Origin of the sequence: Achromobacter sp. (assembly GCF_050285585.1) — a bacterium.
Taxonomy (GTDB): Bacteria; Pseudomonadota; Gammaproteobacteria; order Burkholderiales; family Burkholderiaceae_B; genus Achromobacter.
Window position 1 is genome coordinate 33,215 of sequence record NZ_JBLZXF010000030.1, and the last position, 24,847, is coordinate 58,061.

General features: G+C 68.8%; 23 protein-coding genes. 8 read left to right on the forward strand and 15 right to left on the reverse strand.

The window, feature by feature from the left end; all coding sequences use genetic code 11:
• The 4 genes from ACN6PJ_RS25650 to ACN6PJ_RS25665 all read right to left on the reverse strand — a co-directional run bounded on the left by ACN6PJ_RS25650 (position 1) and on the right by ACN6PJ_RS25665 (position 4,999).
• The gene (locus ACN6PJ_RS25650; RefSeq protein ID WP_427998605.1) at positions 1 to 1,308 is read right to left on the reverse strand and encodes a dihydrolipoamide acetyltransferase family protein; all 1,308 of its coding nucleotides are present in this window, start codon (positions 1,306 to 1,308) and stop codon (positions 1 to 3) included.
• A gap of 3 nt (positions 1,309 to 1,311) precedes the next feature.
• Positions 1,312 to 2,355 (reverse strand): alpha-ketoacid dehydrogenase subunit beta, encoded by a 1,044-nt coding sequence (locus ACN6PJ_RS25655; RefSeq protein ID WP_427998606.1) that lies wholly within the window; start codon positions 2,353 to 2,355, stop codon positions 1,312 to 1,314.
• Positions 2,356 to 2,357: 2 nt separating this feature from the next.
• The gene (locus ACN6PJ_RS25660; protein ID WP_427998607.1) at positions 2,358 to 3,590 is read right to left on the reverse strand and encodes a 3-methyl-2-oxobutanoate dehydrogenase (2-methylpropanoyl-transferring) subunit alpha; all 1,233 of its coding nucleotides are present in this window, start codon (positions 3,588 to 3,590) and stop codon (positions 2,358 to 2,360) included.
• 215 nt (positions 3,591 to 3,805) lie between these two features.
• On the reverse strand, positions 3,806 to 4,999 hold the full coding sequence (locus tag ACN6PJ_RS25665) for an acyl-CoA dehydrogenase family protein (RefSeq protein ID WP_427998608.1): 1,194 nt from the start codon (positions 4,997 to 4,999) through the stop codon (positions 3,806 to 3,808).
• Between the two features lie 180 nt (positions 5,000 to 5,179).
• Here ACN6PJ_RS25665 and ACN6PJ_RS25670 point away from each other — a divergent pair, with 180 nt between their 5' ends.
• The 4 genes from ACN6PJ_RS25670 (at position 5,180) to ACN6PJ_RS25685 (ending at position 10,263) form a co-directional block, all read left to right on the forward strand.
• On the forward strand, positions 5,180 to 6,913 hold the full coding sequence (locus ACN6PJ_RS25670) for a TetR family transcriptional regulator (protein WP_427998609.1): 1,734 nt from the start codon (positions 5,180 to 5,182) through the stop codon (positions 6,911 to 6,913).
• A gap of 14 nt (positions 6,914 to 6,927) precedes the next feature.
• The gene (locus ACN6PJ_RS25675; RefSeq protein ID WP_427998610.1) at positions 6,928 to 8,031 is read left to right on the forward strand and encodes a hypothetical protein; all 1,104 of its coding nucleotides are present in this window, start codon (positions 6,928 to 6,930) and stop codon (positions 8,029 to 8,031) included.
• On the forward strand, positions 8,028 to 9,215 hold the full coding sequence (locus ACN6PJ_RS25680; RefSeq protein ID WP_427998611.1) for a CaiB/BaiF CoA transferase family protein: 1,188 nt from the start codon (positions 8,028 to 8,030) through the stop codon (positions 9,213 to 9,215). The genes ACN6PJ_RS25675 and ACN6PJ_RS25680 overlap by 4 nt, the downstream gene beginning before the upstream one ends.
• 82 nt (positions 9,216 to 9,297) lie before the next feature.
• A complete protein-coding gene (locus tag ACN6PJ_RS25685) occupies positions 9,298 to 10,263 on the forward strand; it encodes a Bug family tripartite tricarboxylate transporter substrate binding protein (protein WP_427998612.1) in 966 nt (321 codons plus the stop codon).
• A gap of 9 nt (positions 10,264 to 10,272) precedes the next feature.
• Here the strand turns inward: ACN6PJ_RS25685 and ACN6PJ_RS25690 are convergent, their stop codons facing one another.
• From ACN6PJ_RS25690 to ACN6PJ_RS25725, 8 genes are read right to left on the reverse strand one after another with little or no spacing between them, the layout of a single operon-like run.
• On the reverse strand, positions 10,273 to 11,655 hold the full coding sequence (locus tag ACN6PJ_RS25690; RefSeq protein WP_427998613.1) for an amidase: 1,383 nt from the start codon (positions 11,653 to 11,655) through the stop codon (positions 10,273 to 10,275).
• Positions 11,656 to 11,712: 57 nt separating this feature from the next.
• Positions 11,713 to 12,450, reverse strand: a complete 738-nt coding sequence (locus ACN6PJ_RS25695; protein WP_427998614.1) for an SDR family NAD(P)-dependent oxidoreductase — start codon at positions 12,448 to 12,450, stop codon at positions 11,713 to 11,715.
• Positions 12,451 to 12,503: 53 nt separating this feature from the next.
• A complete protein-coding gene (locus ACN6PJ_RS25700) occupies positions 12,504 to 13,250 on the reverse strand; it encodes an SDR family NAD(P)-dependent oxidoreductase (RefSeq protein WP_427998615.1) in 747 nt (248 codons plus the stop codon).
• Positions 13,247 to 14,065, reverse strand: a complete 819-nt coding sequence (locus tag ACN6PJ_RS25705) for a polysaccharide deacetylase family protein (RefSeq protein WP_427998616.1) — start codon at positions 14,063 to 14,065, stop codon at positions 13,247 to 13,249. Before ACN6PJ_RS25705 ends, ACN6PJ_RS25700 begins: the two co-directional genes overlap by 4 nt.
• 14 nt (positions 14,066 to 14,079) lie before the next feature.
• Positions 14,080 to 14,871, reverse strand: a complete 792-nt coding sequence (locus ACN6PJ_RS25710; protein ID WP_427998617.1) for an ABC transporter permease — start codon at positions 14,869 to 14,871, stop codon at positions 14,080 to 14,082.
• Complete coding sequence (locus ACN6PJ_RS25715; protein ID WP_427998618.1) at positions 14,868 to 15,716, reverse strand: ABC transporter permease; 849 nt, start codon at positions 15,714 to 15,716, stop codon at positions 14,868 to 14,870. Before ACN6PJ_RS25715 ends, ACN6PJ_RS25710 begins: the two co-directional genes overlap by 4 nt.
• The gene (locus ACN6PJ_RS25720) at positions 15,713 to 16,804 is read right to left on the reverse strand and encodes an ABC transporter ATP-binding protein (RefSeq protein WP_427998619.1); all 1,092 of its coding nucleotides are present in this window, start codon (positions 16,802 to 16,804) and stop codon (positions 15,713 to 15,715) included. Before ACN6PJ_RS25720 ends, ACN6PJ_RS25715 begins: the two co-directional genes overlap by 4 nt.
• Before the next feature lie 24 nt (positions 16,805 to 16,828).
• Entirely contained in the window at positions 16,829 to 17,863 is a 1,035-nt protein-coding gene (locus tag ACN6PJ_RS25725) for an ABC transporter substrate-binding protein (RefSeq protein ID WP_427998620.1), read from the reverse strand.
• A gap of 201 nt (positions 17,864 to 18,064) precedes the next feature.
• Here ACN6PJ_RS25725 and ACN6PJ_RS25730 point away from each other — a divergent pair, with 201 nt between their 5' ends.
• The gene (locus tag ACN6PJ_RS25730; protein WP_427998621.1) at positions 18,065 to 18,649 is read left to right on the forward strand and encodes a MarR family winged helix-turn-helix transcriptional regulator; all 585 of its coding nucleotides are present in this window, start codon (positions 18,065 to 18,067) and stop codon (positions 18,647 to 18,649) included.
• Positions 18,650 to 18,786: 137 nt separating this feature from the next.
• On the opposite strand, the gene ACN6PJ_RS25735 is transcribed toward ACN6PJ_RS25730, so the two are convergent.
• Together ACN6PJ_RS25735 and cadR are read right to left on the reverse strand one after the other, a co-directional pair.
• A complete protein-coding gene (locus tag ACN6PJ_RS25735; RefSeq protein WP_427998622.1) occupies positions 18,787 to 19,380 on the reverse strand; it encodes a nitroreductase family protein in 594 nt (197 codons plus the stop codon).
• Between the two features lie 101 nt (positions 19,381 to 19,481).
• On the reverse strand, positions 19,482 to 19,916 hold the full coding sequence (gene cadR, locus ACN6PJ_RS25740; RefSeq protein ID WP_427998627.1) for a Cd(II)/Pb(II)-responsive transcriptional regulator: 435 nt from the start codon (positions 19,914 to 19,916) through the stop codon (positions 19,482 to 19,484).
• 100 nt (positions 19,917 to 20,016) lie between these two features.
• Between cadR and ACN6PJ_RS25745 the strand changes: the two genes are divergently transcribed.
• Positions 20,017 to 22,434, forward strand: coding sequence for a heavy metal translocating P-type ATPase (locus ACN6PJ_RS25745; protein ID WP_427998623.1), 2,418 nt, complete (start codon positions 20,017 to 20,019; stop codon positions 22,432 to 22,434).
• Positions 22,435 to 22,455: 21 nt separating this feature from the next.
• On the opposite strand, the gene speG is transcribed toward ACN6PJ_RS25745, so the two are convergent.
• A complete protein-coding gene (gene speG / locus ACN6PJ_RS25750) occupies positions 22,456 to 23,040 on the reverse strand; it encodes a spermidine N1-acetyltransferase (protein WP_043545604.1) in 585 nt (194 codons plus the stop codon).
• Between the two features lie 176 nt (positions 23,041 to 23,216).
• On the opposite strand from speG, the gene ACN6PJ_RS25755 reads away from it, so the two are divergent.
• Both ACN6PJ_RS25755 and ACN6PJ_RS25760 read left to right on the forward strand, forming a co-directional pair.
• Entirely contained in the window at positions 23,217 to 23,531 is a 315-nt protein-coding gene (locus ACN6PJ_RS25755; protein WP_427998624.1) for a hypothetical protein, read from the forward strand.
• Positions 23,532 to 23,606: 75 nt separating this feature from the next.
• Positions 23,607 to 24,847: methyl-accepting chemotaxis protein (locus ACN6PJ_RS25760; RefSeq protein ID WP_427998625.1), on the forward strand; the 1,241-nt coding region annotated here is incomplete at its 3' end.

Sequence of the window (24,847 nt, forward strand, 5' to 3'; positions counted from 1 at the left end):
TTACTCCACGAAAAGCAGCGCGGGTTGTTCCAGCAGGGCGCGCACGGCCTGGATGAAACGCGCGGCGTCCATGCCGTCGACCACGCGGTGGTCGAAGGACGACGACAGGTTCATCAGCTTGCGCGCCACCACCGCGCCATTGCGGAAGGCGGGCCGCTCGACGATGCGGTTCACGCCCACGATGCCGACCTCGGGATGGTTGATGACCGGCGTGGTGACGATGCCGCCCAGCGGCCCCAGGCTGGTGATGGTGATGGTCGAACCCGACAGTTCGTCGCGCCCGGCGCTGCCGGTGCGCACCGCCTGCGCCAGCCGCCCGATCTCGGCCGCCATCGACCAGAGATCGCGCGCCTCGGCGTGGCGCATGACCGGCACCATCAGGCCGCCGTCGCTTTGCGTGGCGATGCCGATGTGCACGGCGCCGTAGCGCGTCACCATGCCCGCCTCGTCGTCATAGCGCGCGTTGATCTGCGGGAAATCGCGCAGCGCCACCACCATGGCGCGCGCCAGCAGCGGCAGCAGGGTCAGCTTGCCGCGCGACTCGCCCCATTTCAGGTTGAGCTGGGCGCGCAGTTCTTCCAGTTCCGTCACGTCGATCTCCTCGACGTAGCTGAAATGCGGGATGCGGCGCTTCGATTCCGCCATCTTCTGCGCGATCTTCCTGCGCAGGCCGATCACCGGCACGTTCTCTTCGTCGTTGCGCTCGGCGTATGCCACGCCGCCGCGCGCCTGGCCCGATGCGCCCTGGCCCTGCAGATAGGCGTCCAGGTCCTCGTGCAGGATGCGGCCGGCGGGTCCGCTGCCGTGCACGTAGCGCAGTTCGATGCCCAGGTCCCAGGCGCGCTTGCGCACGGCGGGAGACGCCAGCGGCTTCTCGCCGGGCTGCCGCGCGACGGCGGCGGGCGCCTGGCGAGAAGCCGGCTTGGCCGCGGCAGGCCTGGCCGGGGCCGGCTCGGGCGCGGCCGGCTCGGGCGCCTCCCGGGACGCCCCGGAGGTAGCGGCGGCCTGCGCCGCCGCGGGCGCCTTGGCCGGCGGCGCGTCCGCGCCCGGCTTGACGTTGCCCTCGCCCTCCACTTCCAGGCGGATCAGTTCCCCGCCCACCGCCATCACTTCGCCCACCTCGCCGCCCAGCGCCACCACGCGGCCCACCACCGGCGAAGGAATCTCCACCGTGGCCTTGTCGGTCATTACGTCGGCCAGCGGCTGGTCTTCGGCGACGGTATCGCCCACCTTGACGTGCCAACCCACCAGTTCGACTTCCGCGATGCCTTCTCCGATGTCGGGCATCTTGATGATATGAATACCCATCGCTCAACCCTCCATCGCGCGCTTGAACGCTTCGCCGACCCGGCGCGGGCCGGGGAAGTACGCCCATTCCTGGGCGTGCGGATATGGCGTGTCCCAGCCGGTCACGCGCTCGACGGGCGCTTCCAGATGATGGAAGCAATGCTCCTGCACCAGCGCAATCAGTTCGGCGCCGAAGCCGCAGGTGCGGGTGGCCTCGTGCACCACCACGCAGCGGCCGGTCTTCTTCACCGAATTGACGATGGCGTCCAGGTCCAGCGGCCACAGGCTGCGCAGGTCGATGACCTCGGCGTCGATGCCGGTTTCCTCGGCCGCCGTCAGCGAGACGTGGACCGTGGTGCCGTAGGTCAGCACGGTCAGTTCGCTGCCTGGGCGCACGATGGCGGCGGAGTCCAGCGGCACGGTGTAGTAGCCGGTGGGCACCACGCTGCCCGGACGTCCGGTCCAGGGCGTGACGGGGCGGTCGTGGTGGCCGTCGAACGGGCCGTTGTAGAGGCGCTTGGGCTCCAGGAAGATCACCGGATCGTCGTTCTCGATGGCGGCGATCAGCAGGCCCTTGGCGTCGTAGGGGTTGGAAGGCATCACGGTCCGCAGCCCGCAGACCTGCGTGAACATGGCTTCGGGGCTCTGGCTGTGCGTCTGCCCGCCGTAGATGCCGCCGCCGCAGGGCATGCGTATCGTCATGGGCGCGACGAACTCGTTGACCGAGCGGTAGCGCAGGCGCGCGGCCTCGGACACGATCTGGTCGGAAGCCGGGTAGAAGTAGTCGGCGAACTGGATCTCGCAGACGGGGCGCAGGCCATAGGCTCCCATGCCCACCGCCACCCCGACGATGCCGCCTTCGGAGATCGGCGTGTCGAACACGCGCGAACTGCCGTACTTGGCCTGCAGGCCTTCGGTGCAGCGGAACACGCCGCCGAAATAGCCCACGTCCTGGCCGAACACCACCACGTTGCTGTCGCGCTCCAGCATCACGTCCATGGCCGAGCGCAAAGCCTGGATCATGGTCATCGACGCGGACGCCGGACCGATGTTGTTATCGATTGCCATGATCAGACTCCGAGCTGCTGGCGCTGCCGGCGCAGGTGCTCCGGCATGTCCTTGTAGACGTCTTCGAAAATGCTGGCGGCGCTGGGGACGTGGCCGTCCACCAGGGTGCCGAAGCTTTCCGCTTCCTTCTGCGCGGCCAGGATCTCGGCGTCGAGTTCGGCGCGCACGGCGTCGTGCTCGGCGTCCGACCAGACGCCGCGCTGGATCAGGTGCTTCTTGAAGCGCTCGATCGGGTCGCCCAGCGGGAAGTGGCTCCAGTCGTCGCCGGGGCGGTACTTGGAAGGATCGTCGGAGGTGGAGTGCGGGCCCGCCCGGTAGGTCACCCACTCGATCAGGGTCGGCCCCAGGTTGCGGCGGGCGCGTTCGGCGGCCCAGCGCGACGCCGAATACACGGCCAGGAAATCATTGCCGTCCACGCGCAGCGACGCAATGCCGCAGCCCACGCCGCGGCCCGCGAAGGTGGCGCCTTCGCCGCCTGCGATCGCCTGGAAGGTGGAGATGGCCCACTGGTTGTTGACCACGTTCAGGATCACCGGCGCGCGGTACACGTGGGCGAAGGTCAGCGCGGTGTGGAAGTCGGCCTCGGCCGTGGCGCCGTCGCCGATCCAGCCGGATGCGATGCGCGTGTCGCCCTTGATGGCCGACGCCATGCCCCAGCCCACCGCCTGGATGAATTGCGTGGCCAGATTGCCCGAAATGCTGAAGAAGCCGCGCTCCCGGTCGGAGTACATCACCGGCAGCTGGCGGCCCTTGAGCGGGTCGCGCTCGTTGGACATCAGCTGGCACATCATCGTGACCAGCGAGACGTCGCGCGCCAGCAGGATGCTCTGCTGCCGGTACGTCGGGAAGCACATGTCGCCCTGCTCCAGCGCCAGCGCATGGGCCGACCCGATGGCCTCCTCGCCCAGGCTCTGCATGTAGAACGAGATCTTCTTCTTGCGCTGCGCCGTCAGCATGCGCCCGTCGAAGAGGCGCGTCTTGAGCATGGTCCGCATGCCGGCGCGCAGCAGATCGTCGCTGACATCCGGCGCCCAGGGGCCGACGGCGCGGCCGTCGTCGTCGATCACCCGGACCAGGCTGTAGGCCAGGGCGCCGGTATCGACCGCGGCAACATCAATGGGAGGTTTGGGCACGTCGCCGGCCGGCGACAGGTGCAGGTAGGAAAAATCGGTCTTGCAACCCGGACGCCCAGTGGGTTCCGGGACGTGCAACTTCAGCGGCCCGTATTGGCTCATGTATTGTCTCCACGCTTGATCGTGTCATGCGTTTATTCTTGCCAAGGACGCGGCGCAAGGAGGTAGCCTCGGGCCGCATCATCGCCGGCTCGGCTGCGGAATGATGATCGCAGCCAGCCGGTTAAAGACAATAGCACAGCCTCCGCCGCCATTGGGCGACCCGCATGAAGACTGGCGCCGCCGGGGATTTATGGCTTGCGCGCCAATGGCGGCGCTCATGCGGCGGCCGCCGTCCTCAGCGCATCGCGCGCGATGATGACCTTCTGGATTTCGCTGGCGCCCTCGTAGATGCGCAGCGCCCGGATCTCCCGGTACAGGCTTTCCAGGGTCTCTCCGACCTTCACGCCGCGCGCCCCGAACAGCTGCAGGGCCATGTCCACCACGGATTGCGCGTTCTCGGTCGCCGCCAGCTTGGCCATGGCGGCTTCCCGCGTGGTCGACAGCCCGAGCGCATCGCGCCGCCAGGCCGCGCGATACGTCAGCAGCGCCGCCGCGTCGATGGCGACGGCCATGTCGCCCAGCTTGGCCTGCGTCAGCTGCAAATCGCCCAGGGTGCCGCCGAACAGGCGCCGGTCGCGCACGTGGGCCAGCGCCTCGTCGAATGCCCGGCGCGCGAACCCCAGCGCGGCGCCCGCTACCGACACGCGGAAGATGTCCAGCGTGCGCATGGCCAGCTTGAAGCCTTCGCCCGGCGCCCCCAGCAGACGCTCGGCCGGGATCCGCAGATTGTCGAAACGCAGCGTCGCCAGCGGATGCGGCGCCATGACGTCGATCCGCTCGCTGATGGAGAATCCGGGATCGTCGGGGTACACCACGAAAGCCGAGATCCCGCGCGTGCCGGGCGCCGCTTCGCTGCGGGCGAACACCGTGTAGACGTCGGCGATGCCGCCGTTGGATATCCAGGTTTTCTCGCCATCGATGACGTAGTGGCCGCCTTCGAGACGGGCGCGGCAGGCCATGCCCGCGGCGTCCGAACCCGCGCCCTTCTCCGACAAGGCGAAAGCCGGGATGCATTCGCCGCTGACGATCTTGGGCAGGATCTCGGCTTTCAGGGCCTCCGAACCCGCAAGACTGATGGCGCCGCTGCCCAATCCCTGCATCGCATAAGCGAAATCCGCCAGCCCGTGCCGATAGGCCAGCGCTTCGCGTGCCAGCGCCAGCCGGCGCGACTCGATGGCCGGCGCGTCGCCGCCGTAAGCCTGCGGCACGCTGGCGCGCAGCAGGCCGGCGGCCCCCATCGCGCGCACCAGTTCGCGGCAGTTGGCGTCGACATTGGCGGCGGTCGCCGGCGGATCGTCGCGGCCGTCGGCGAAGGCCTCCACTTGCCGCAGATAGTCCTTGTGGGCGGGCTCGAAGAACGGAAGATCCATCGATTCGCGCTGATGCAGGGGAAGGAAAGCGGTGCTCATGAACGTCCTCGGTATCGTCGTCGTGGAATTCACAGTCTAACGACATACTCATTGGTATGGACCGCTGCATACCCAAGGGTTTTCCTTATGAATCAATCCTTTTTTTCTGTTGAAATAGGGATTCCCGGCATCTAACATACCTTCAAGTATGGTCCCGGATACGCATAAGGATTCCGTTCGATGACACTCACTTGGCCTTCTGCTCCAGGCGTGTCCGCCCGCTGGCTGGCCCGCGCGCGCCGGCTGGCCGCCACGCCCGACGATACGGCGGCAAGCCCATCGGTATCGCAGTCCGGCCTGGCCGCGCTCTGCGGCACGCAACCGCCATCGCCGCCCGCCACCCTCCTGGCCGTTATTGAAATCCTGTCCGCCCGGCGCCCCGCGCTATCGACCTCGCTCGCCGCCGCCTGGTGCGCCGCGGCCGCGATCGGCGAGCTTGCGCCGGCGCGCGCCAGGCGGGAAGCGGGCGCGGCGTGGGCCTGTCCGGCCCGCGCGCTGGATCCCGCCAACGGCCTGCCCGCCTTCCTGGCCCGCCCTGAAGGCCGCTCCTGGCGCATCCAGGGCGGCGGCGCCTGGATCGGCGCCGATCCCGGCGCGCCACTGCTGGTCTTTGCCCATCACGCCGATGCCGGCGCGGTCTCCGCCTTTCTGCTGCCGGCCGACGCCCCTGGCGTCGAATCCGGCCGCGCGGGCGCGACCGGCGGCATGGCCCGCGTGGATGCCCGCGTAGGCCCGGAATGCTTGCTGGGCCAGGCCGGACAGGCCCGCGACGCCATGCTGCGCACCGACGCGCTGCGCCGGCTGGCCGCGGCCGCGCAAGCCAACGGCGTCACGCTCGCGGCCTACGCGCAGGCCGCGAACGCGCTGCAGCCCGGCGAGGCGGCGCCCGCCCGCGGCGCGCACGAACTGGCAGCCTGCGCCAGCGCATTCGCGGCGGCGCGCGCGCTGCTGCACGAAGCCGGCGCCGCGGCCCATGCCGGCCAGGACATCCGCCTGCTGAGCGCCATGGCGTTGCTGTCGGCCGGGGAATCGGCCGAACGCATGCTGGCGGCGGCCATGAAACTGGCCGGGTCCTCGCCCCTGGCCGACCCGTCAGCCTTGCAGGCCCTGCTGCGCGCGCGTCACGTCCACCACGCGACCGCCGACGCGCAGGACGCCCAGGCCGTCCTGCTCGCCGGCGCCATCCAGCCGCCCTCCCCCCTCCTCTCCGGAACCCCAGCCGCCATGTCCAACGCCCCGATACCCCGCGCCGGCGAATTGCCCGACCGCGTCGCGGAAATTCTCGATGCCGCCGCCAACGCCTTCACCCAGCAGACCTACGACGCCACGACCCTGGATCAGATCGGCGACGCGCTGGGCGTCACCAAGGGCAGCATCTATCACCACTACCGCAGCAAGGCGCACCTGTTCACGGCGGTGTACCAGCGCGCCCTGGAAATGAACATCGCCACGGTGGAACCCATTGCGCGGCAGCCCGGCGTCCGCGCCGTGGACCGCCTGTACCGGATGGCCTATGCGCACGCGATGCAGGTCATGAAGCACCTGTCCTACCAGCGCGTGGCCGTCCAGGGGCTGGAGTCGCATCTCATGGGCCGCATCAACGAAGAGCAGCGCGCCCGCCTGGACGCGGTGATCAGCCTGCGCGACCACTACGAAGAATTGTTCGTGAATGTGCTGACGCAGGCCATCGAGGCCGGCGAACTTCCCCGCCAGAATCCCCGGCTGGCCGCCAAGCCGCTGTTCGGCGCCATCAACTGGACCACCATGTGGTACCAGCCGCGCCCGGGCGAAACCCCGGCCGACCGCGAGCGCCTGGCCACGCACCTGGCCACCTTCGTGCTGTCGGGCCTGACCCAGGCCTACCAGCCCGCCGCCGATATGCAACTCGACGCCGCGGCCGGCGCCGCCCAATGACAAGGAACACGACGATGCAACCCTTCCCTGCCCCCGCCGCTCCCGGCGGCGACGCGGCCCGCTGGTCGGCCGTCGCAGAGTGGTACCACGCCTACTTCACCGGCCTGGTGATGACCATGGTCACCCGGCGCGGCAGCCGCGAAGCGGCCGAGCTCGTTTTCCACATCTTCCGCCGCCAGCATCTGGAACGCTTCCTGCCGGGCCTCGCAAAACTGGGCATCGCCGGCCTGCCGCCCGCCGTGGCCGCGGCGCGCTACCACTACCTGTCGAACGCCATTGGCGGGGTGCGCGTGGAATACATGGAGGAATCCAGCCGCAAGGTCTGGGTGCGCTATCCGACGCCGCGCTGGGCCTGGCAGGGCACGGCGCTCTGCGCCATCCCCGGCGAGGTATCCCGCGCCGTGCTGCGCGGCTGGCACGCGCACAACGGCGTCTCGCTGGGCACGCGCCGGCTCGGTTTCGTGTGCACCAAGCAGGCCATGGACGGGCAGCCGGGGCTGGAAGGCTACTACTGCGAGTACGACCATGACATTTCCGAGGACGAGCGCCTGCGCTTCGCCCGGGGCGAGGAAGCTCCCGACTTCGATCCCGCCCGCGCGCCCACGCTGCCCACCGCCACCTGGCCGCAGGACCGCCTGCAGAAGGCGCGGCGCAACTACGCCATGGAATACGTGCGCACGGCCCTGCCCGAGCTCATCGCCCTGCACGGCCCGCACGAGGCCGCCTGGCTGGGCGGGATCACCGCCCGCCTCGTCGGCATGCAGTTCTACAGCGGCACCGCCGCCGCATTCGGCCTGCCGGACCAGGGCTCGGCGCAAGACTTCGCGCGCTTCATGGTGGCGCTTGCCCGCGCCCAGGGCGACGAGGCCGAACTGATCGAGGACGGCGGCGCCCCCGGCGTGCGCCAGGCCAGCTGGAAACTGATGGCCGGGCTGACTCAATTGCACGGCGCGGCGTTCGACGCCTGGAACTGCCTGCTGGAAGGCGCCTTGTCGGCGCACAACCGCCGGCTGGACCTCAAGGTCGCGCGCCGCCTGGATCAGGGCGAAGGCGCATTCGAATGGCGGATCGCGCCGCGCGGCATCCTGGCCGGCCCCATCCCCGGAGCCCGGACATGAACGGATCCAGCCTTGCCGGCTTGCGGGTGATCGACGCCTCGCGCGTGCTGGCCGGCCCCTACTGCGGCCAGATGCTGGGCGATCACGGCGCCGACGTCGTCAAGATCGAGCCGCCGGCAGGCGACGAAACGCGCACGTTCGGCCCGCCGGTGAACGCCGGCGGCGCGGCCTACTACCAGGCGCTTAACCGCAACAAGCGCGGGGTCGTCCTGGACCTGAACCGAGAGGACGCGCGCGAGGTGTTCTGGCGCATGCTGGAAGGCGCCGACGTGCTGATCGAGAATTTCAAGCCCGGCACCCTCGCATCCTGGGGCATCCCCGACCCCGCCGCCCTCTGCGAGCGCTTTCCCCGGCTGATCCATTGCCGCATCACGGGTTTCGGCGACGATGGCCCCATGGGCGGCCGGCCGGGCTATGACGCCGCGGTGCAGGCCGCTTGCGGCCTGATGAGCGTCAACGGCGCGGCGGATGGCCCGCCCCTGCGGCTGGGCGTGCCCATGGTGGATCTCGCCACCGGCATGCAGGCGGCGATCGCCGTCCTCACGGCGCTCGCCGAGCGCGCCCGGTCGGGGCGCGGGCAGCTATGCGACGTCTCGCTGCACGATTGCGCGCTGAGCGTCGCCCACCCCCACCTGGCGAACTACCTCTGGACGGGCAAGACGCCGGCGCGCTCCGGCAACGGCCACCCCAACATCGCGCCCTACGACGCCTTCGACACCGCCACGGTTCCCGTGTATGTCGCGGTGGGCAACGAACGGCAATTCGCCACCCTGTGCGCCGAGCTCGGGCATCCCGGCCTGGCGCGGGACCCCCGGTTCCTGCGCAACGTGGACCGCATCGCCAACCGCGGCGAACTGCGCGAGGAGCTTGCGCGCCTGCTGGCCGAGCAGGACGGCCGCAAGCTTGCCGAATCGCTGACCGCCGCCGGCGTGCCCGTCGCGCCCATCCTGGACGTGGCCGAAGCCATCGCGACGCCGCATGCCGCCCACAGGGAAATGGCGCTCTCCCTGGGCGAGTACCGCGGGCCCGGCTTTCCCATCAAGCTGAGCCGCACGCCCGCCTCGCTGCGGACGCTTCCTCCGCTGCCGGGAGAGCACGGCGAGGAAGTGCTGCGCGAAGCAGGTTACGGCGACGCCGAGATCGCCCGCCTGCGGGAAGCCGGGGCGCTCGGCCCGCCCCGCTGAATTCCGGCGGCGCGCCCCGCGCCGCCCATGACATGAACCGCGGCACAGCGGCATCCGGCAATACGATAAACAGGAGACAACCATGAAATTGCATCACCTGCCTTTGCTTGCGGCCATGCTGGTTTCCGGTCCGGGCGCCATGGCGGCGAACAGCTTTCCAACACAGCCCGTGCGCATCGTCGTGCCGCATCAGGCGGGCTCCACCACGGAGACCTTCGGCCGCATGCTCACCCCCGAGATGAGCACGCTGCTGGGCCAGCCGATCGTGATCGAGTCGCGCCCGGGCGCGGCGGGCACCATCGGCGCGCGCGACGTGGCGCTGAGCAAGCCCGACGGCTACACCGGGTTGATGAATGCGTCCATCCAGGTCATGTATCCGGGCATATTCAAGACGCTGCACTTCGACCCCATGAAGGACTTCACCCCGGTAGGCGTGTTCGGCTTCGCGCCCATGGTGGCCGTCGTGCGCGCCCGATCCCCGATCAAGAGTTTCCGCGACCTGATCGAGGCCGCGCGCGCCAAGCCCGCAAGCATCACCTTCGCCTCGGGCGGCCTGGGCTCGCTGCCGCACCTGGTGGGCGAACTCGTCAACGTGCGCTCGGGCGTGCAGATCAGCCATATTCCCTACAACGGCACCGGCCAGGCCCTCACGGACGTCCTGGGCGGGCACGTCGACGTGCTGTACGCCTCGGTGGCCAGCGCACTGCCGCAGATCAAGGGCGGCAAACTGCGCGCCCTGGCCGTTACCTCCGCCGCCCGCATCGATCTGCTGCCCGACGTGCCCACCATCGCCGAATCCGGCATCCCGGACTTCGACGTCACCTCCTGGTACGGCTATTGGGTGCCGAAGGACACCCCGCGCGCCATCGTCGATCAACTGAACCAGGCCATGCGGGACGCGTCCGCGATGCCTGCCGTCGCCAAGCGGCTGGCCACCGACGGCATCATTCCCAGCAAGATGAACGCCACCGAATTCGCGGCCTTCGCGGCGGCCGAGAACAAGAAGTGGCTGGACGTCATGAAGCGGGCCAAGGTGCAGCCGAACTGACGCGCGCCCTCAGCCGGCCAGCAGCCGCTCGACGCGGGCCGCCACGTCGAGCAGCCGCCAGTCCTCGTGCCAACGGCCGCAGAGCTGCAGCCCGATGGGCAGCCCGCCCGCCGAGCGGCCGCAGGGCATCGACAGCGCGGGATGGCCCGTGAGGTTCATGGGATAGGTGTAGGGATACCAGGCCCCGCGTATCGTGCCCGCGGGCTTGCCGGCGATCTCGACGATGCCGTTGGGGTCCTGCGTAACCGGCAGGGGCGGCGCCGACACCGTCGGCGACGCCAGGACATCGTGACGCTCGAACACGGCTTGCAGGGCATTGAAGGCCTGCGTGCGCGCCGCGATCGCGTCCAGCAGCGCCGCCGCGCCGTGTTCGCGGCCCCGCTCGACCGTCGCCACCAGGGAAGGATCGAGACGTTCGCGGAAGGCCTCCAGCCTTGGCCCCACGCGCGACGCCGTCACCGATTCCAGGATGACCAGGAAATGCCGTTCCAGCGACGCAAAATCCAGCGACACCGGCTCCACGCGCGCGCCGTCCTCCTCCATGAGCCGCAACGCCGCGTCCGTGGCCGCCCGCACCTCCGGGTCCACCGGATTGCCGCAAGCAGGCAGATAGGCGACCCGCAGCCCCGCAAGCGTCGCCCGGGCCGGCCCGCGCGCCGGAAGCGGCAGCTGGCCGTAGGGATCCCGGCGGTCGGCGCCTTGGAGCACGCCGTAAAGCAAGGCGGTATCGGCGACGTTACGGGCCATCGGTCCCACGTAGGAGTTCGCGCCGAAGAGATCCGCCGGCTGCAGATTGGGGATGGCGCCCAGCGTGGCCTTCATGCCCACGATGCCGCAGCAGGACGCGGGAATGCGGATCGAGCCGCCGCCATCGGTCCCGAGGGCCAAGGGCCCCATGCCCGCCGCGACGGCCACCGCGGCGCCGCCGCTGGAAGCGCCGCAGGTGTAGCGCGGATCGACCGGATTGAGCGTGCGGCCGAACAGAGGCGCATCGGTGCTTTGCTTGTGCCCGAATTCGGGCGTGGTGGTCTTGCCGATCAGGATGGCGCCCGCGCCCTTGACCCGCGCCACGGCCACCGCATCCTCGCGCGGCACGAAGTCTTCGAAAATGGCGGATCCCATCGTCGTGCGCACGCCCGCCGTCAAGGTCAGGTCCTTGACCGAGTACGGCACGCCATGCAGCGGCCCCAGCGCATCGCCTCTGCGCACCGCCGCCTCGGCTTCGCGGGCGGCGGCCAGCGCCTGCTCCGCCGTCACCGTGATGAACGCGTTCAGGTCGGCCCGGGCCGCGATGCGCGCCAGCGCCGCGGACACGGCTTCCACCGGCGATACCTGTCCGCGCCGGATCGCCGCCGCCAGCGTCACTGCATCCAGGCTCGTCAATTCATCCATTCCTTCCTCCGTAAAACAGAAAAGCGCCGCCTGCGGTCCCTGGGCGCCGAAGCCGGCCTAGACCATCCAGCGCCCGCCGTCGATCAACAGGGTCTGCCCGGTAATGAAACGCGCCTCTTCGGAGGCAAGGAAGGCCACGGCGGCGGCCACGTCGTCCGGGCCGCCGACGAAGCCCGCGGGGGTCTGCGCCACGATACGCTGCAGGATCGCGGGCGACAGGCGCTCATGCGCGCGGGTTCGGATAGCGCCAGGGCTCACCGCGTTGACCGTGACGCCGAAAGGCGCCAGTTCGCGCGCCAGCGAACGCGTGAACCCGACGACGCCCATCTTCGCGGCGGCGTAGTCGGCCAGCCCGGCGTCGCCCGCGAAAGCGGCGTCGCTGCTCATGTTCACGATGCGGCCGCAACCACGCGCCTGCATGCCCGGCGCGACCAGCCGCGACGCGCGCATCGCCGTCAGCAGCGAGACTTCTAGCACGAAGCGCCACGTGGCCTCCTCCGATTCCGCGAAGGGACCGGACCGCTCGCGCGCGCTCTGGCCCACGTTGTTGAACAGCACGTCCGGCGGGCCTAACGAGGATTCCACGAGGGCGAAGAACTCCTCCATGACCGCGGGCGTCGTGCAGTCGCCCTCGACCGCCAGCGCGGCCCATCCCTCGCGGCGCGCCTCCTTCGCATCGAGATCGAGCACCGCCACCCGGGCGCCCTCCGCCGCGAAACGCCGGGCCGCGGCCGCGCCTATGCCCTGCCCGCCGCCTGTCGCGACGACGACTTTCCCTTCGAAACGCGCGTTCATGGCATTGTCCTGTCCAGTCCGTTTTCTTCACGGCAGAGTGCGCTGGCGCGGCTTCAATGGAAGCTGCGGCCGCCGTCCACCGCCAGGGTCGCCCCGGTGATATAGCTGGCGCCGGAACCGCTGAGGAACAGAATGGCCTCGGCCAGTTCCTCCGGCCTGGCGATGCGCCGCAAGGCGTAGCGCCCGCGTATGACGGCCAGAGCGGCCTGCGGATCCGGGGCGTCCTCGTAGCTCGAACGGAACAGCGGCGTGTCCACCGCGCCGGGGCACACGGTCGCCACCCGGATGCCGAAGGCGGCCAGTTCCATCGCCAGCACTTTGCCGAACATGTTGATCCCCGCCTTGGCGGCGCAATAGGCGCTGCGCTGCGGCAGCGGGCTGAGGCCTGCCGCGGAAGACACGTTGACGATGCTGCCGCCGCCCGCCTTCTTCAGGTGTGGCACCGCGGCGCGGCACACATGCATGGGACCGCTCAGGTTCACGGCGAGCACGCGGTTCCAGTCGTCGTCCCGCATCGACTCCAGGTCGGCGAGCAGGTCGACGCCCGCGCAATTGACCACGCCGTCGATGCCCCCCAGCGCGTCGGCGGCCTCCCGCAGGGCGCGTTCGACGGCGGCGCTGTCCGTCACGTCGCAGGCCAGCGCGGCGGCCAGCGGCAGCTCGCGGCCGGCCTCCGCGAGCGCGCTCGCGTCACGGTCCAGGATCGCGACCGCCGCGCCCTGGCCCACCGCCAGGCGCGAGAACGCCCGCCCGATGCCGCTGGCGCCGCCCGCCACCAAAAAGCGCCGGCCCCCGCTCATGCCGCGCTCCGCAGGCGCGGCCGGATGTCGTCCGTCATCACGTCGCATCTGTCTATCCAGACCCGCTCGTGCGCCTTGGCGTAGCGGATCATCTCGTCCAGCACATACAGGCGCGACGGCTGGCCGATGATCTCGGGATGCATGCCCAGCATCATCATCCGGTCTTCGGCGTACAACAGGTCGAACTCGCGCTTCCACGCTTCCAGCACGGCCGAGGGCGACTGCATGGTGCGCCCGGGCAGCACGATCGAATACTGGAAAAAGGGCGCATCGTCCAGCACCCAGCGAAACGGCAGTTCCACGATATCCGTGGACTGGCCGCCGATCTCCAGCAGATAGGGCGAATCGTCGTCGAAGAAATTCGACGAATAGTCGAAACCGTACTCGCGGATCAGGTCCAGCGTGATCTCGCTGAACTCGGCGGCCGGCGATCGCCAGCCACGCGGCCGGTAGCCCGCGGTGCGCGCCAACGCATCCATGCCGAGTTCCATCTCCTCCCGCTCTTCCTGCGGCGTCAGGTTGACGATCCAGCGGTGCGTATGGCTGTGGTGCGCCACCTCGTGGCCGCCGTCCACAATGGAGCGCACCATGTCCGGATGCGCCAGCGCCACCACGCCGGGAACGAAGAACGTCGCCTTGACCTCGTGGCGCGCCAGCAGCGCCAGCACGCGCGGCACGCCCACTTTCCAGCCGTATGCGCCCTGCGACATCAGGATCGGGCGCTTGGCGTACGCCGCATCGCGCGCCGTCCACATGGTCTCGGCGTCTACGTCGAACGTCAGGAACAACGGAAAACCCTTACTCGTCACGGACATCGCCGCTCCTTGTCTTACACATGCTTGTGGAAACCCGTCCAGCGCTCCGCGAGCACCAGGGCAATGCCGGTCACCAGGATGAGCAGCGCCGAAACCGCCGCGACCGACGGATCCACGCCCTGCTCCACCGAGGTGAAAATCTTCACCGGCAGCGTGTTCTGGCTGGCGGACAACAGGAACACCGAGACCGGCACGTTATCGAGCGAAGTGATGAAGGCGAACAGGCCCCCGGCCACCAGGCCGGGCTTGAGCAGCGGCAGCGTCACCAGCCGGAATGCTTCCAGGCGGCCGGCGCCGAGCACGCAGGCCGCGTCCTCCAGAGCCTCGTCCACCGACGCCAGGCTGGCGAGGCCCGCGCGCACTACGTAGGGAACCGTGATGACCACGTGGGCCAGCCACAGGCCGACATTGCTGCCGCGCAGCCCCGCCGCCGCGTAGTACTGCAGCAGCGCCACCCCCAGCACCACGGAAGGAAGAATCAGCGGCGCCATGAACAGCGCATTCAGCCAGGCGGCGCCCGGCACCATGCGGCGCTGGATGGCGCATGCGCCCGCCAGCCCGAGCGCCAGCGACGCCGCGGTCGAACTGGCCGCCAGCCACAGGCTGGTCCAGGCGGCCTCCAGGTAGTCGGGATCGCTCAGCGCCGCCTCGAACCATTTCAGCGTCAGGCCCTTCGGCGGCAAAGTCAGGTAGGCCGTGTCGCTGAACGCGGCCAGCAGCACTACCAGCACCGGCAGCTGCAGGAACAGCACGACCAGGAAGGCGACGCCGGTCAGGACCGGCCCGCTCGCGCGGCGTTCGCTCATTGTTCGCCTCCCCAGCGTTTCAGCATGCGGCTGGAAACCCCGATCACCGCCAGCGTCAGCGCCGTGAGCGTGAACGCCATCGCCGCTCCGGACGGCCAGTCCAGCGTCAGCAGGAAGTCGTCGTAGATCATGGTGGCCATGACCTTGTAGGTCGGCCCTCCCAGCATGCGGGGCGTGACCAGGGCGCTGATCGTCAGCACGAACACCATGATGGACCCGGCCAGGATGCCGTGCGCCGTCAGCGGCAGCGTCACGGACAGAAAAGTGCGCAGCCTGCCCGCCTGCAAGGTATAGGCCGCGTCCCGCAGGTCCCGCGGCACAGCCTGGATGACCGGCACCAGCATCAGCACCATGAAGGGCAGGAAGATATGCGCCATGCCCACGAGGACGCCGGTCAGGTTGAACATGAGCTTGAGCGGACGCTCGATCAGCCCCAGGTCCATCAAGGCATTGTTCAGCAGCCCGCGGTTGGACAGGAGCGCGATCCAGCCGAAAGACCGCACGACCAGATTCAGCAGCATGGGGAAAATGACCAGCAGGGTCAGGGCCAGCTTGAGGCGCGGGCGCGCATGCGCGATGACCCAGGCCAGCGGATAGCCGAGCAGCAGGCAAAGCGCCGTCACACTCAAGCCCAGCCCCAGGCTGCGCAGAATGACCTCGCGGTAGAACGGATCCGTGGCCAGCCGGGTGTAGTTGCCCAGCGTATAGCCCGTGCCTATGCCCGCGCCCGGCAGGTACTCGCGCAGGCTGAGCGGCGCCATGAAGAGTGCCGGCCCCACGAAGGCCAGCAGCAGCACGAGCAACAGGGGCGACGCGAGCAGCGCGCCCGCCGAGCGGCGGCTCATGCCGCGGTCTCCGCGCGGGCGCGGCGCGTGGCGTACACGTGCTGGGGCCGCACTCCCAGCCACACGTCCACGCCGGCCGCCAGCCCCGACTGCGGGCCGTTGGTGGGCGTATCGGCGATGAGTTCCCCGCCGCCCGGCAGCGCCACCACATACTGGACCCGCGCGCCCACGAACGAACGCAGCGCGATCCTGCCCGGCAGGCCCGGGCCGGCCGCGTCCTTCAACGGCTGTATGGAAATATCCTCCTGGCGCACCACCACGTCCAGCGCGTCGCCGGCCGCCAGCCCGTCGGCGCGCGCCACCGGCAGGCGGTGCCCGCCCTGCAGTTCCGCCTGCGGGCCGCTTCCGTCGATGGTCAGGCGGCCATGCAGCCGGTTGGGCCGGCCGATGAAGCCGGCCACGAAACCCGTGGCGGGCCGGTGATAGATGGCCTCGGGGGTGTCGAATTGCTGCACCACGCCCCCGGCCAGCACGCAGACCCGGTCGGACATGCTCATGGCTTCGGTCTGATCGTGCGTGACGAACAGCGTCGTGATGCCGACCTCGCGCTGCAGGCGCTTGAGCTCTATCTGCATCTCATCGCGCAACACCGCGTCCAGGTTGGACAGCGGCTCGTCGAACAGCAGGATGCTCGGGCGCGGCGCGATGGAACGCGCCACCGCCACGCGCTGCTGCTGGCCGCCCGAAAGCTGCCTGGGCATGCGCTCGCCCAGGCCGGACAGGCGCACGCTGGCCAGGGCCTGCTCGACGCGCGCCCGCAGGGCCGCCCCGCCCATGCCCTGCCGGCGCAGCCCGAAGGCCACGTTTTCGAACACCGTCATGTGGGGAAACAAGGCGTACGACTGGAACACCAGCCCGACCTGACGCTGGTTGGGCGGCAGCCTGGTGATGTCGCGGTCGTCGACCAGGATGCGGCCGCTGGTGGGCGCGATCAGGCCCGCCACCATGCGCAGCACCGTGGTCTTGCCGCAGCCCGATGGCCCCAGCAGCGATACGAATTCCCCGTCCTTCACGGACAAGGACACGCCGGCGGCGGCCGTATGCCCCTCATAGCGCTTTTCAAGACGATCCAGTGTCAATGCAGGCATGGCGATATCCCGTGTTCCGGCGCCTCAGCGCGCGACTTCGCGCTGCCAGCGGCCGACCCAGGCCGGCATGCCGCGGGCCACCGCCGCCGGATCGGGCAGCCACAGTTCGTCGAAGTGCTTGCCCACCGCCACGATCCGCGACGCTTTCTCCGACAGCTGGACCTCGGTGTTGACCGGCCCCGCGTATTTTTTTTCGGCGAAGCAGGTCTGCACCTCCTTGGACAAGAGCGCGTCGATGTACTGCGTGGCCAGGTCGGGATTCTTGCTGCCCTTGGGAATCGCCACCGAAGGCAGGATGCCGACCGCACCTTCCTCGGGATAGACCACCGCCAGCGGCAGGCCGCTGTCTATGGCCGACCCGGCGCGGTCCGAGTACCACACGGCCACGGCGATCTCCTTGCGCTCGAACAGGGACACGATCTGGTCGGCTTGCGTATACATCAGGGCCGAGGCCTTCGCCAGCGGCGCAATGGCGGCGAAACCCGCGTCGAGATTGTCCAGCGTGCCGCCGCGCATCCGGTTCAACGCCAGCAGGAACTGCGAACCCGCCGTGCCGCTGATGTCGCCGATGGCCAGCTTGCCTTCGTAGGCAGGGTCGGCAAGGTCGTTCCAGGACTTGGGCGGCGTCTTGACCTGCGTGGTGTCGTAGACGATGACGGTGGACCCCGTCATGAAGCTCACATAGTGCGGAGAATCGCCGTCGAAGGCCGAAGGCGCCACCGACTTCGCATTGGCCAGGCGGGCGCGGTCGATGGGTTCGAGCAGATTCTCGCTCTTGAGCTGGGTGGCGAGCGAATTGTCGAGGTACACCACGTCGAAGTCGGACTTGCCTCCCGTGGCGCGGACCGCGGCCGCGAACTGGGCCGAACTGCCCAGCTTGGTGCGCACCCGGGCGCCCGTCTTCTTTTCGAACGCTTTGATCTGGCATTCGCGCGATGCGTCCAGGAACGAACCGCCGAAAAGACCCACCACCAGGTCGGCCGCCAGCGCATTGCCGCCCCAACCGCACATACCGACCATGGCGACGCATGCAAGCGCCCTGGAAATCCTGACGTCCATGAAACCTCCTCGCGAGAAGATGGGCCCGGGTCTCTACCTGACGACAATCAGGCACGGAACCCCGGTATCTGGTGCTTTTCGGAAATTTATCTTTCTGAAAAGATAAATTCAATGAGGGTTTTCACGCTGCTTGCAAAGGCTGTCGGGAATGCGTTAAATGCTTCTCCAGACAGGACAGACCCGGCGATCCCGGACGCATCCATGACGCATCGCGACAACCCGACGCAAGCCGCGGCCGCCGCCACGCCCGGCTCCCACCAGAATCCCGACGACGATCTCATCGGCCGCGGCATCGCGCAGTGGCGACGCGAGCGGCCGGACATCGACAGTTCGGGCAAGGAGGTCGTGGGCCGCCTGATCCGGCTTGAGGAAGTGGTGCTGCGCGCCATCAATGCGTCGCAGGAACCCTTTGGCCTGAAGTACATCGAGTACGCGGTACTGACCACCTTGCGGGTGGACGGCGCGCCCTACTGCCTGGCGCCCTCGCAATTGCAGGCGCGATTGCTGTGCAGTTCAGGCGGCCTGTCCAACATTCTCAAGCGGCTGGAAAGCCAGGGTCTGGTGCGCCGCGAAGTCGACAAGGCCGACCGCCGCGGCGTGCTGGTCACGCTGACCACCAAGGGCAGGCACCTGGCCGACAAGGCCATGCCCGCGCACGCGCGGGCCGAACAGGAGCTGCTCGCCATGTTCACGCCGCAGGAGCGCGAGTTGCTGGCGCGCCTGCTCAGCCGCATGCTGGTGGCCAACGCGCCGGAACTCGGCCGGGAGTCCGAAGCCGACGCCTGACACGACGGGTCGGCAATAGAAACTCCGCCAACGCTGCGCGGGCTTTGCCTGCTTGCAGGCCCCAAGGGGGCGTTTTCGACACGCACAAAAAACCGGCCGCAACGGCCGGTTCGCGTCTGGCAAGGGGGATGGACGGCTCAGGCCGGACCGTTCCACTCCGTGACGAACTCGCGGTAATCGGGGCGGTTGGCCTGCGGCACCGCGCAAGCCGGCGTACCGATGGCGAGGAAGCCCAGGAAACGGTAATCCAGGGAGTCCAGGCCGAGCGCGTTCTGGACCTCTTCCACATAGGTGCCGATGCCGGTGCTCCAGAACGCGGCGTATCCCAGCATGTGCACGGCGTTCAGCAGATTCATGGTTGCCGCGCCGGTGGCGAGCAACTGCTCCTGCTCGGGGATCTTGGTGTTGTCGTGCGCGATCTTCTGCGCCACCGCGATGAACAGCGGCACGCCCGCCATCCATTCGCGCACGGACTTCTCCTTTTCAGGCGTCATGCGCGGGTCGCCGCTGCGCTTGACCGCGTCCAGCGCCAGGTCGGCCAGCTTGCCGATGGCTTCGCCGCGGATCACCACGAAACGCCACGGGCGCAAGGCGCCATGATCCGGCGCCGACATGGCGGCCTGCAGGATCTGTTCGAGGTCCTCGGGCTTGGGCGCCGGGGCGCGAAGGAACTTGAACGAACGGCGGGAAATCAGGGCGTGCAGCGGGGTGGCGGTCTGGGTAAGGGTCATGGAATCCTGCGCAAATGGGAAAGAAACATATTCTCATATTAAGCGATGGGCCCGGCCGGGGGCCCGATCCCCCGGCGCGCAGCAAGGGCATCGGGCCGGACTCAGCCCAGATGCGTGTGCCGTTCGTGGCGCTCCTCCACCTGCATCTCGTTCAGGCCATGCAGGATGCCGCAGTTCTCCGCGTCGGGCTGGGCCGACAGGCAGCGCTGGCGCAATTCAGTCAGCTGGGACTTCAGCTGGGTGAGTTCGGCGATGCGTTCGTCCACATGGGAGATGTGCTCGTCGAACAATTCGTTAATAGGGCCGCAGCCGGTCTGATGATTGTCCGCCAGGGACAGAATGGCGCGGATTTCGTCCTGCGTCATGTCCAGCGCCCGGCAGTTGCGGATCAGCCGCAACCGTTCCAGATGAGGCGGCCCGTAGCTGCGATAGTTGTTCAGGCCCCGTTCCGGGGCGGGCAGCAGCCCTTCCTTCTCGTAATACCTGACGGTCTCGACCGTGGTGCCGGTCGCCGTGGCCAATTCGCCGATACGCATCATTGCCTCCCGGATCGCATCCGAATGATATTGGGGGTTGACCCTATAGTAACTCCAAGGTGTGCAATAGCGTCACCAGCATATTTCAAGGCAGAGGACGATGTCTTTACCTCCAGTCAAACAACATGAACACGCGTCCGCCGGCCCCGGCGGCGCCTGCTGCGGACAACCGGGCGACACGCACGCCCGCAAGGGGCCCGATCATGCGGATCACGGCCACGCGGCGCACGATCATTCCGGCCACGATCATTCCGGCCACGGTCACTCCGGCCATGGCCATGATCACGTCGGCCCGGCCGGCCGCCACGCCGAAGCGTCGTGCTGCGGCCACGACCACGCCGCCCAGCCCTTCACGCTATCGGCGGCCGGCGCGGCCGCGCTCAGCGCCGGCCCCGGCCAGTCGCTGGCGCGCCTGCGCATCGGCCAGATGGACTGCCCCACCGAGGAAACGCTGATCCGCAAGAAACTGGACAACATGGACGGCGTGCACGCGCTGGACTTCAACCTGATGCAGCGCGTCCTGACGGTGGTGCACGCCGAGGGCGCGCTGGACCGCATCATGGCCGCGATCCGGTCCCTGGACATGACGCCGGAGCCGCTGAACGAAGGCGCGTCGCAGGCGCCGGCGCCCGCGGCCAAGCCCGTGAACTGGTGGTTGATCGGCGGCGCGGGCGTGCTGGCCGCCTTGTCCGAGTTCTCGCATTTCGCGGGCTGGCCGCTGGCCGCCACCGCCGTCCTGTCCCTGGCCGCCATCCTCGCCTGCGGGGTCAGCACCTACCGCAAGGGCTGGATCGCCGTGCGCAACGGCAACCTGAACATCAACGCGCTGATGAGCATCGCCGTGACCGGCGCCGTGCTGATCGGACAGTGGCCGGAGGCGGCCATGGTGATGTTCCTGTTCAACGTGGCCGAACTGATCGAGGCCCGCTCCCTCGACCGGGCCCGCCATGCCATCCGCGGCCTGCTCGACCTGGCGCCCGAAACCGCCACGGTGCGCCAGGCCGATGGCGGCTGGGCGGAAATCCCGGCCGCCAGCCTGCGCGTGGGCGACATCGTGCGGGTGCGTCCGGGCGAACGCATTGCGGCCGACGGCATCATCGTCAGCGGCAGTTCCGCCGTGGACCAATCCCCCATTACGGGCGAAAGCCTGCCCGTGGAAAAGGCGCAGGACGACCCCGTCTACGCCGCCACCGTGAACGCGTCCGGCTCCTTCGAATACCGCGTCACCGCCGCGGCCGGCAACACTACGCTGGCGCGCATCATCCACGCGGTGGAGCAGGCCCAGGGCGCCCGCGCGCCGACCCAGCGTTTCATCGACCGCTTTTCGCGCATCTACACGCCAGTGGTGGTGGGCATCGCGGCGCTGGTGGCCGTGGCGCCTCCGCTGCTGTGGGACCAGCCCTGGTACGACGCGATCTACCGCGCGCTGGCGCTGCTCATCATCGCCTGCCCCTGCGCGCTGGTGATTTCGACGCCCGTCAGCATCGTCAGCGGCCTGACGGCCGCGTCGCGGCGCGGCATCCTGGTCAAGGGCGGCGTCTACCTGGAAGAAGGCCGCAACCTGAAGTGGCTGGCACTGGACAAGACCGGCACGCTGACCCACGGCAAGCCCGTGCAGACCGATATGCAGGATTGGGAAGCGTCCGACCTGACGCGCCACCCCGCGGCGCTGGTCGCCGCCAGCCTGGCGGCCCGTTCGGACCACCCCGTGTCGCTGGCCGTGGCGGCCGCGGCGCGCGAGGCCGGCAACGCCTTGCTGGACGTGGCCGATTTCGCCGCCCTGCCCGGACGCGGCGTTTCCGGCTCGATCGACGGCGTCGGTTTCCAGTTGGGCAATCTCCGCCTGATGCGCGAAGCCGGCGTTGCCAGCGACGCGCTGGAAGCACGCATGGTCGAACTGGAACGCCAGGGCAAGAGCGTCATCGCGCTCACCGACGGCAAGCGGGTGCTGGCGCTGGCCGCCGTGGCCGACACCGTCAAGCCCAGCAGCGCCTCCGCCATCGCCGACCTGCACGCCCTGGGCGTGCGCACGCTGATGCTGACGGGAGACAACACCCCCACGGCGCAGGCCATCGCGCGCCAGGTCGGCATCGACGAGGCCCGCGGCGACCAGTTGCCCGAGGACAAGCTGGCCGCCATCGAAAGCAAACTGTCGCGCGAGGGCGGCGTCGGCATGGTGGGCGACGGCATCAACGACGCCCCCGCGCTCGCCCGCGCCGACATCGGCTTCGCCATGGGCGCGGCCGGCACCGGCACCGCCATCGAGACCGCCGACGTGGCCCTGATGGACGACGACCTGCGCAAGATCGGTGTGTTCCTGCGCCTGTCGCGCGCCACGCACAGCGTGCTGGTGCAGAATATCGCGCTGGCGCTGGGTATCAAGGCGGTGTTCCTGGGGCTGGCCATGACGGGCCACGCCACGCTGTGGATGGCCGTCTTCGCGGACGTGGGCGCCAGCCTGCTGGTGGTGGCCAACGGACTGCGGCTGCTGCAGGCAGCCCCCGCCGAAGCAAAGTGAGCAGGCGGGCAGGCGCGGCCCTCAGCCCGCCTGCTCTTCCTGCGGCCAGTCGCGCAGCACGGGCGCGTCCGGCGCACCCGGGCCGACGTCGCGCAGATGGTCTTTCTGCAGCAGCGCCATGCGGTAGGCGTCGCGGTAGGCCCCGTTGGAGAAGAACTCCTCCTTCAGCAGGCCCTCGATGCGGAAGCCGCAGCGTTCGTAGATGTGGACGGCGGCGCTGTTTTCCTTGTCCACGACCAGGTAGACCTTGTGCAGGTTCAGCACGCGGAAGGCATAGCCCACCGCGATGCGGGTCGCGGCCTTGGCGTAGCCCCGGCCCTGGTAGCTGGGCGCGATGATGATCTGGAATTCCGCGCGGCGGTGGATGTAATCGATCTCCACCAGTTCGACCAGGCCGGCCGGCTGGCCGGTATCGTGCTCGATGATGAAGCGCCGTTCGTTCTGGTCGTGCAGGTGGCGGTCGTACAGGGCGACCAGTTCGTCGTAAGCCTCGTAGGGCTCCTCGAACCAGTAACGCATGATCACGTCGTTATTGTTGATCTTGTGCACGAAGTGCAGGTCGCCGCGCTCCAGCGGGCGTATTTTGATATCGGATATGACCGACATGGATACCTCCGGAAGTGGCTCCATTCTATTCCTTGCCCTTCCCTGGATTTTCAGAAAATTCTCATTCCCCGAGCTCGGCAGCTGTCGCAATATTTCAACCCTTTGCAATGATTTACTAAATTTTTGCGGCAAGGCGCTGCCTCGGCTGAGCGCCCGCACACGAAGGGGACGGCGCCATGGAAATGAACGAACGCGATCTTTTGCTTACGCTGGCGGACACCGTCCGCAAACTCGCCAACGCCGTCGCGCTCAGCCACGCGCAACTGGAAGCCCTGCGCACCGTCGTCATCGGCGTGCATAACGCGCTTTACGGCATGCCGGAACTCCAGGCCCGGATCGAGCAATCGCTGGGCGGCTCCATCGAAGGCGATTTCGCCCAGGCATTGGGCTCGCCGCAAAACGACGACGCCCTGCGTCAACGCCAGGAATGGCTTTGCGCGCTGATTCCCGCCGACGTCTGGGAAAAGGTGCGGCCGCGCTCGCACGCCTGATCCGCCGCCGGCGCCCCCGCCGGCGGTCCCCCACAGGCGCCGGACCCGCCGGGCCTGCCTCCTAAAGGAAATCCGATGTTCCAGAACCTCAAGGTGCGCACCTGCGTACTCGCTCTGCTATTCCTGCTGTCCGGCGCCATGCTCGTATCCAACGGCGCCTCGTGGCTCAGCCTGAACACCAGCAACCGCCATCTGGCCGAGGTCAACGACGCCTATTCGCTGCAGGCCAGCGAACTCAACAACGCCTACCTGCTGTTCCTGCGCGCCCGCCTGCTGCTGGCCAACACCTTCATGGACCAGCAGCTGCAGCGGCAGGCGCAGGCCGCAGAAGAACTGAAGAGCGCGATCGGTATGCAATCCGAGGCCGCCGAACGCCTGGACGCGTTCATCCGCGCCCCCCACCTGGCCGGCGCCGACGCCCACGTCGCGGAACTCGAAAAGGCCGCCGTCTCCTACCGCGGCGCGATCGATGCCCAGATCCGCGCGCTGACCTCGCAGGACACCGAAGCCTTCCGCGCCCTGGCCGCGCAATCGCGCAGCGTCACGCTCACGTTCAACAAGGCCGCCCTGGACTTCCTGGCGTTCATCGACCAGGCCACCAATCGCATGGTCGAGGATGCCCAGGCCGACCACCGGCGCGCCCGCGTGATCGCCATCTCGATGGTCGCCATCACCCTGGCGCTGGCCCTGCTCGCCTGGCTGTTCCTGCGCGGCATGGTGCTGCGCCCCCTGCAGGAAGCAGGCGCCTGCTTCGAACGGATCGCCGAAGGCGACTTCACGGGCCGGATCGAGGTTCGCAACAGCAACGAGATCGGCTCGATGTTCGCCGCCATCAAGCGCATGCAGGAAAGCCTGACGCGCACCGTGTCCGCGGTCCATCGGGGCGTGGAAGAGATCACCGTGGGCGCCCACCAGATCGCCGCGGGCAACCAGGACCTGTCCAGCCGCACCGAGGAACAGGCCGCCTCGCTGGAGGAAACGGCCGCCTCCATGGAACAGATCGCGGCCACGGTGAAGCAGAACGCCGACAATGCGCGCCAGGCGAACCAGCTGGCCGGCACCGCCTCCGAGGTGGCGCAGCGGGGTAGCGCGGCGGTGGCCGAAGTCGTCCACACCATGCAGAACATCACCGACAGTTCCAGCAAGGTCGTGGAGATCGTTTCGGTCATCGACGGCATCGCCTTCCAGACCAATATCCTGGCGCTCAACGCCGCCGTGGAGGCCGCGCGCGCGGGCGACCAGGGCAAGGGCTTCGCCGTGGTCGCCGGCGAGGTGCGGTCGCTGGCGCAGCGCAGCGCCCAGGCCGCCAAGGAAAT

Coding starts and splice junctions, on each gene's coding strand:
- ACN6PJ_RS25650 (WP_427998605.1), bottom strand. CDS start 1,308: ATGGGTATTCATATCATCAAGATGCCCGACATCGGAGAAGGCATCGCG.
- ACN6PJ_RS25655 (WP_427998606.1), bottom strand. CDS start 2,355: ATGGCAATCGATAACAACATCGGTCCGGCGTCCGCGTCGATGACCATG.
- ACN6PJ_RS25660 (WP_427998607.1), bottom strand. CDS start 3,590: ATGAGCCAATACGGGCCGCTGAAGTTGCACGTCCCGGAACCCACTGGG.
- ACN6PJ_RS25665 (WP_427998608.1), bottom strand. CDS start 4,999: ATGAGCACCGCTTTCCTTCCCCTGCATCAGCGCGAATCGATGGATCTT.
- ACN6PJ_RS25670 (WP_427998609.1), top strand. CDS start 5,180: ATGACACTCACTTGGCCTTCTGCTCCAGGCGTGTCCGCCCGCTGGCTG.
- ACN6PJ_RS25675 (WP_427998610.1), top strand. CDS start 6,928: ATGCAACCCTTCCCTGCCCCCGCCGCTCCCGGCGGCGACGCGGCCCGC.
- ACN6PJ_RS25680 (WP_427998611.1), top strand. CDS start 8,028: ATGAACGGATCCAGCCTTGCCGGCTTGCGGGTGATCGACGCCTCGCGC.
- ACN6PJ_RS25685 (WP_427998612.1), top strand. CDS start 9,298: ATGAAATTGCATCACCTGCCTTTGCTTGCGGCCATGCTGGTTTCCGGT.
- ACN6PJ_RS25690 (WP_427998613.1), bottom strand. CDS start 11,655: ATGGATGAATTGACGAGCCTGGATGCAGTGACGCTGGCGGCGGCGATC.
- ACN6PJ_RS25695 (WP_427998614.1), bottom strand. CDS start 12,450: ATGAACGCGCGTTTCGAAGGGAAAGTCGTCGTCGCGACAGGCGGCGGG.
- ACN6PJ_RS25700 (WP_427998615.1), bottom strand. CDS start 13,250: ATGAGCGGGGGCCGGCGCTTTTTGGTGGCGGGCGGCGCCAGCGGCATC.
- ACN6PJ_RS25705 (WP_427998616.1), bottom strand. CDS start 14,065: ATGTCCGTGACGAGTAAGGGTTTTCCGTTGTTCCTGACGTTCGACGTA.
- ACN6PJ_RS25710 (WP_427998617.1), bottom strand. CDS start 14,871: ATGAGCGAACGCCGCGCGAGCGGGCCGGTCCTGACCGGCGTCGCCTTC.
- ACN6PJ_RS25715 (WP_427998618.1), bottom strand. CDS start 15,716: ATGAGCCGCCGCTCGGCGGGCGCGCTGCTCGCGTCGCCCCTGTTGCTC.
- ACN6PJ_RS25720 (WP_427998619.1), bottom strand. CDS start 16,804: ATGCCTGCATTGACACTGGATCGTCTTGAAAAGCGCTATGAGGGGCAT.
- ACN6PJ_RS25725 (WP_427998620.1), bottom strand. CDS start 17,863: ATGGACGTCAGGATTTCCAGGGCGCTTGCATGCGTCGCCATGGTCGGT.
- ACN6PJ_RS25730 (WP_427998621.1), top strand. CDS start 18,065: ATGACGCATCGCGACAACCCGACGCAAGCCGCGGCCGCCGCCACGCCC.
- ACN6PJ_RS25735 (WP_427998622.1), bottom strand. CDS start 19,380: ATGACCCTTACCCAGACCGCCACCCCGCTGCACGCCCTGATTTCCCGC.
- cadR (WP_427998627.1), bottom strand. CDS start 19,916: ATGCGTATCGGCGAATTGGCCACGGCGACCGGCACCACGGTCGAGACC.
- ACN6PJ_RS25745 (WP_427998623.1), top strand. CDS start 20,017: ATGTCTTTACCTCCAGTCAAACAACATGAACACGCGTCCGCCGGCCCC.
- speG (WP_043545604.1), bottom strand. CDS start 23,040: ATGTCGGTCATATCCGATATCAAAATACGCCCGCTGGAGCGCGGCGAC.
- ACN6PJ_RS25755 (WP_427998624.1), top strand. CDS start 23,217: ATGGAAATGAACGAACGCGATCTTTTGCTTACGCTGGCGGACACCGTC.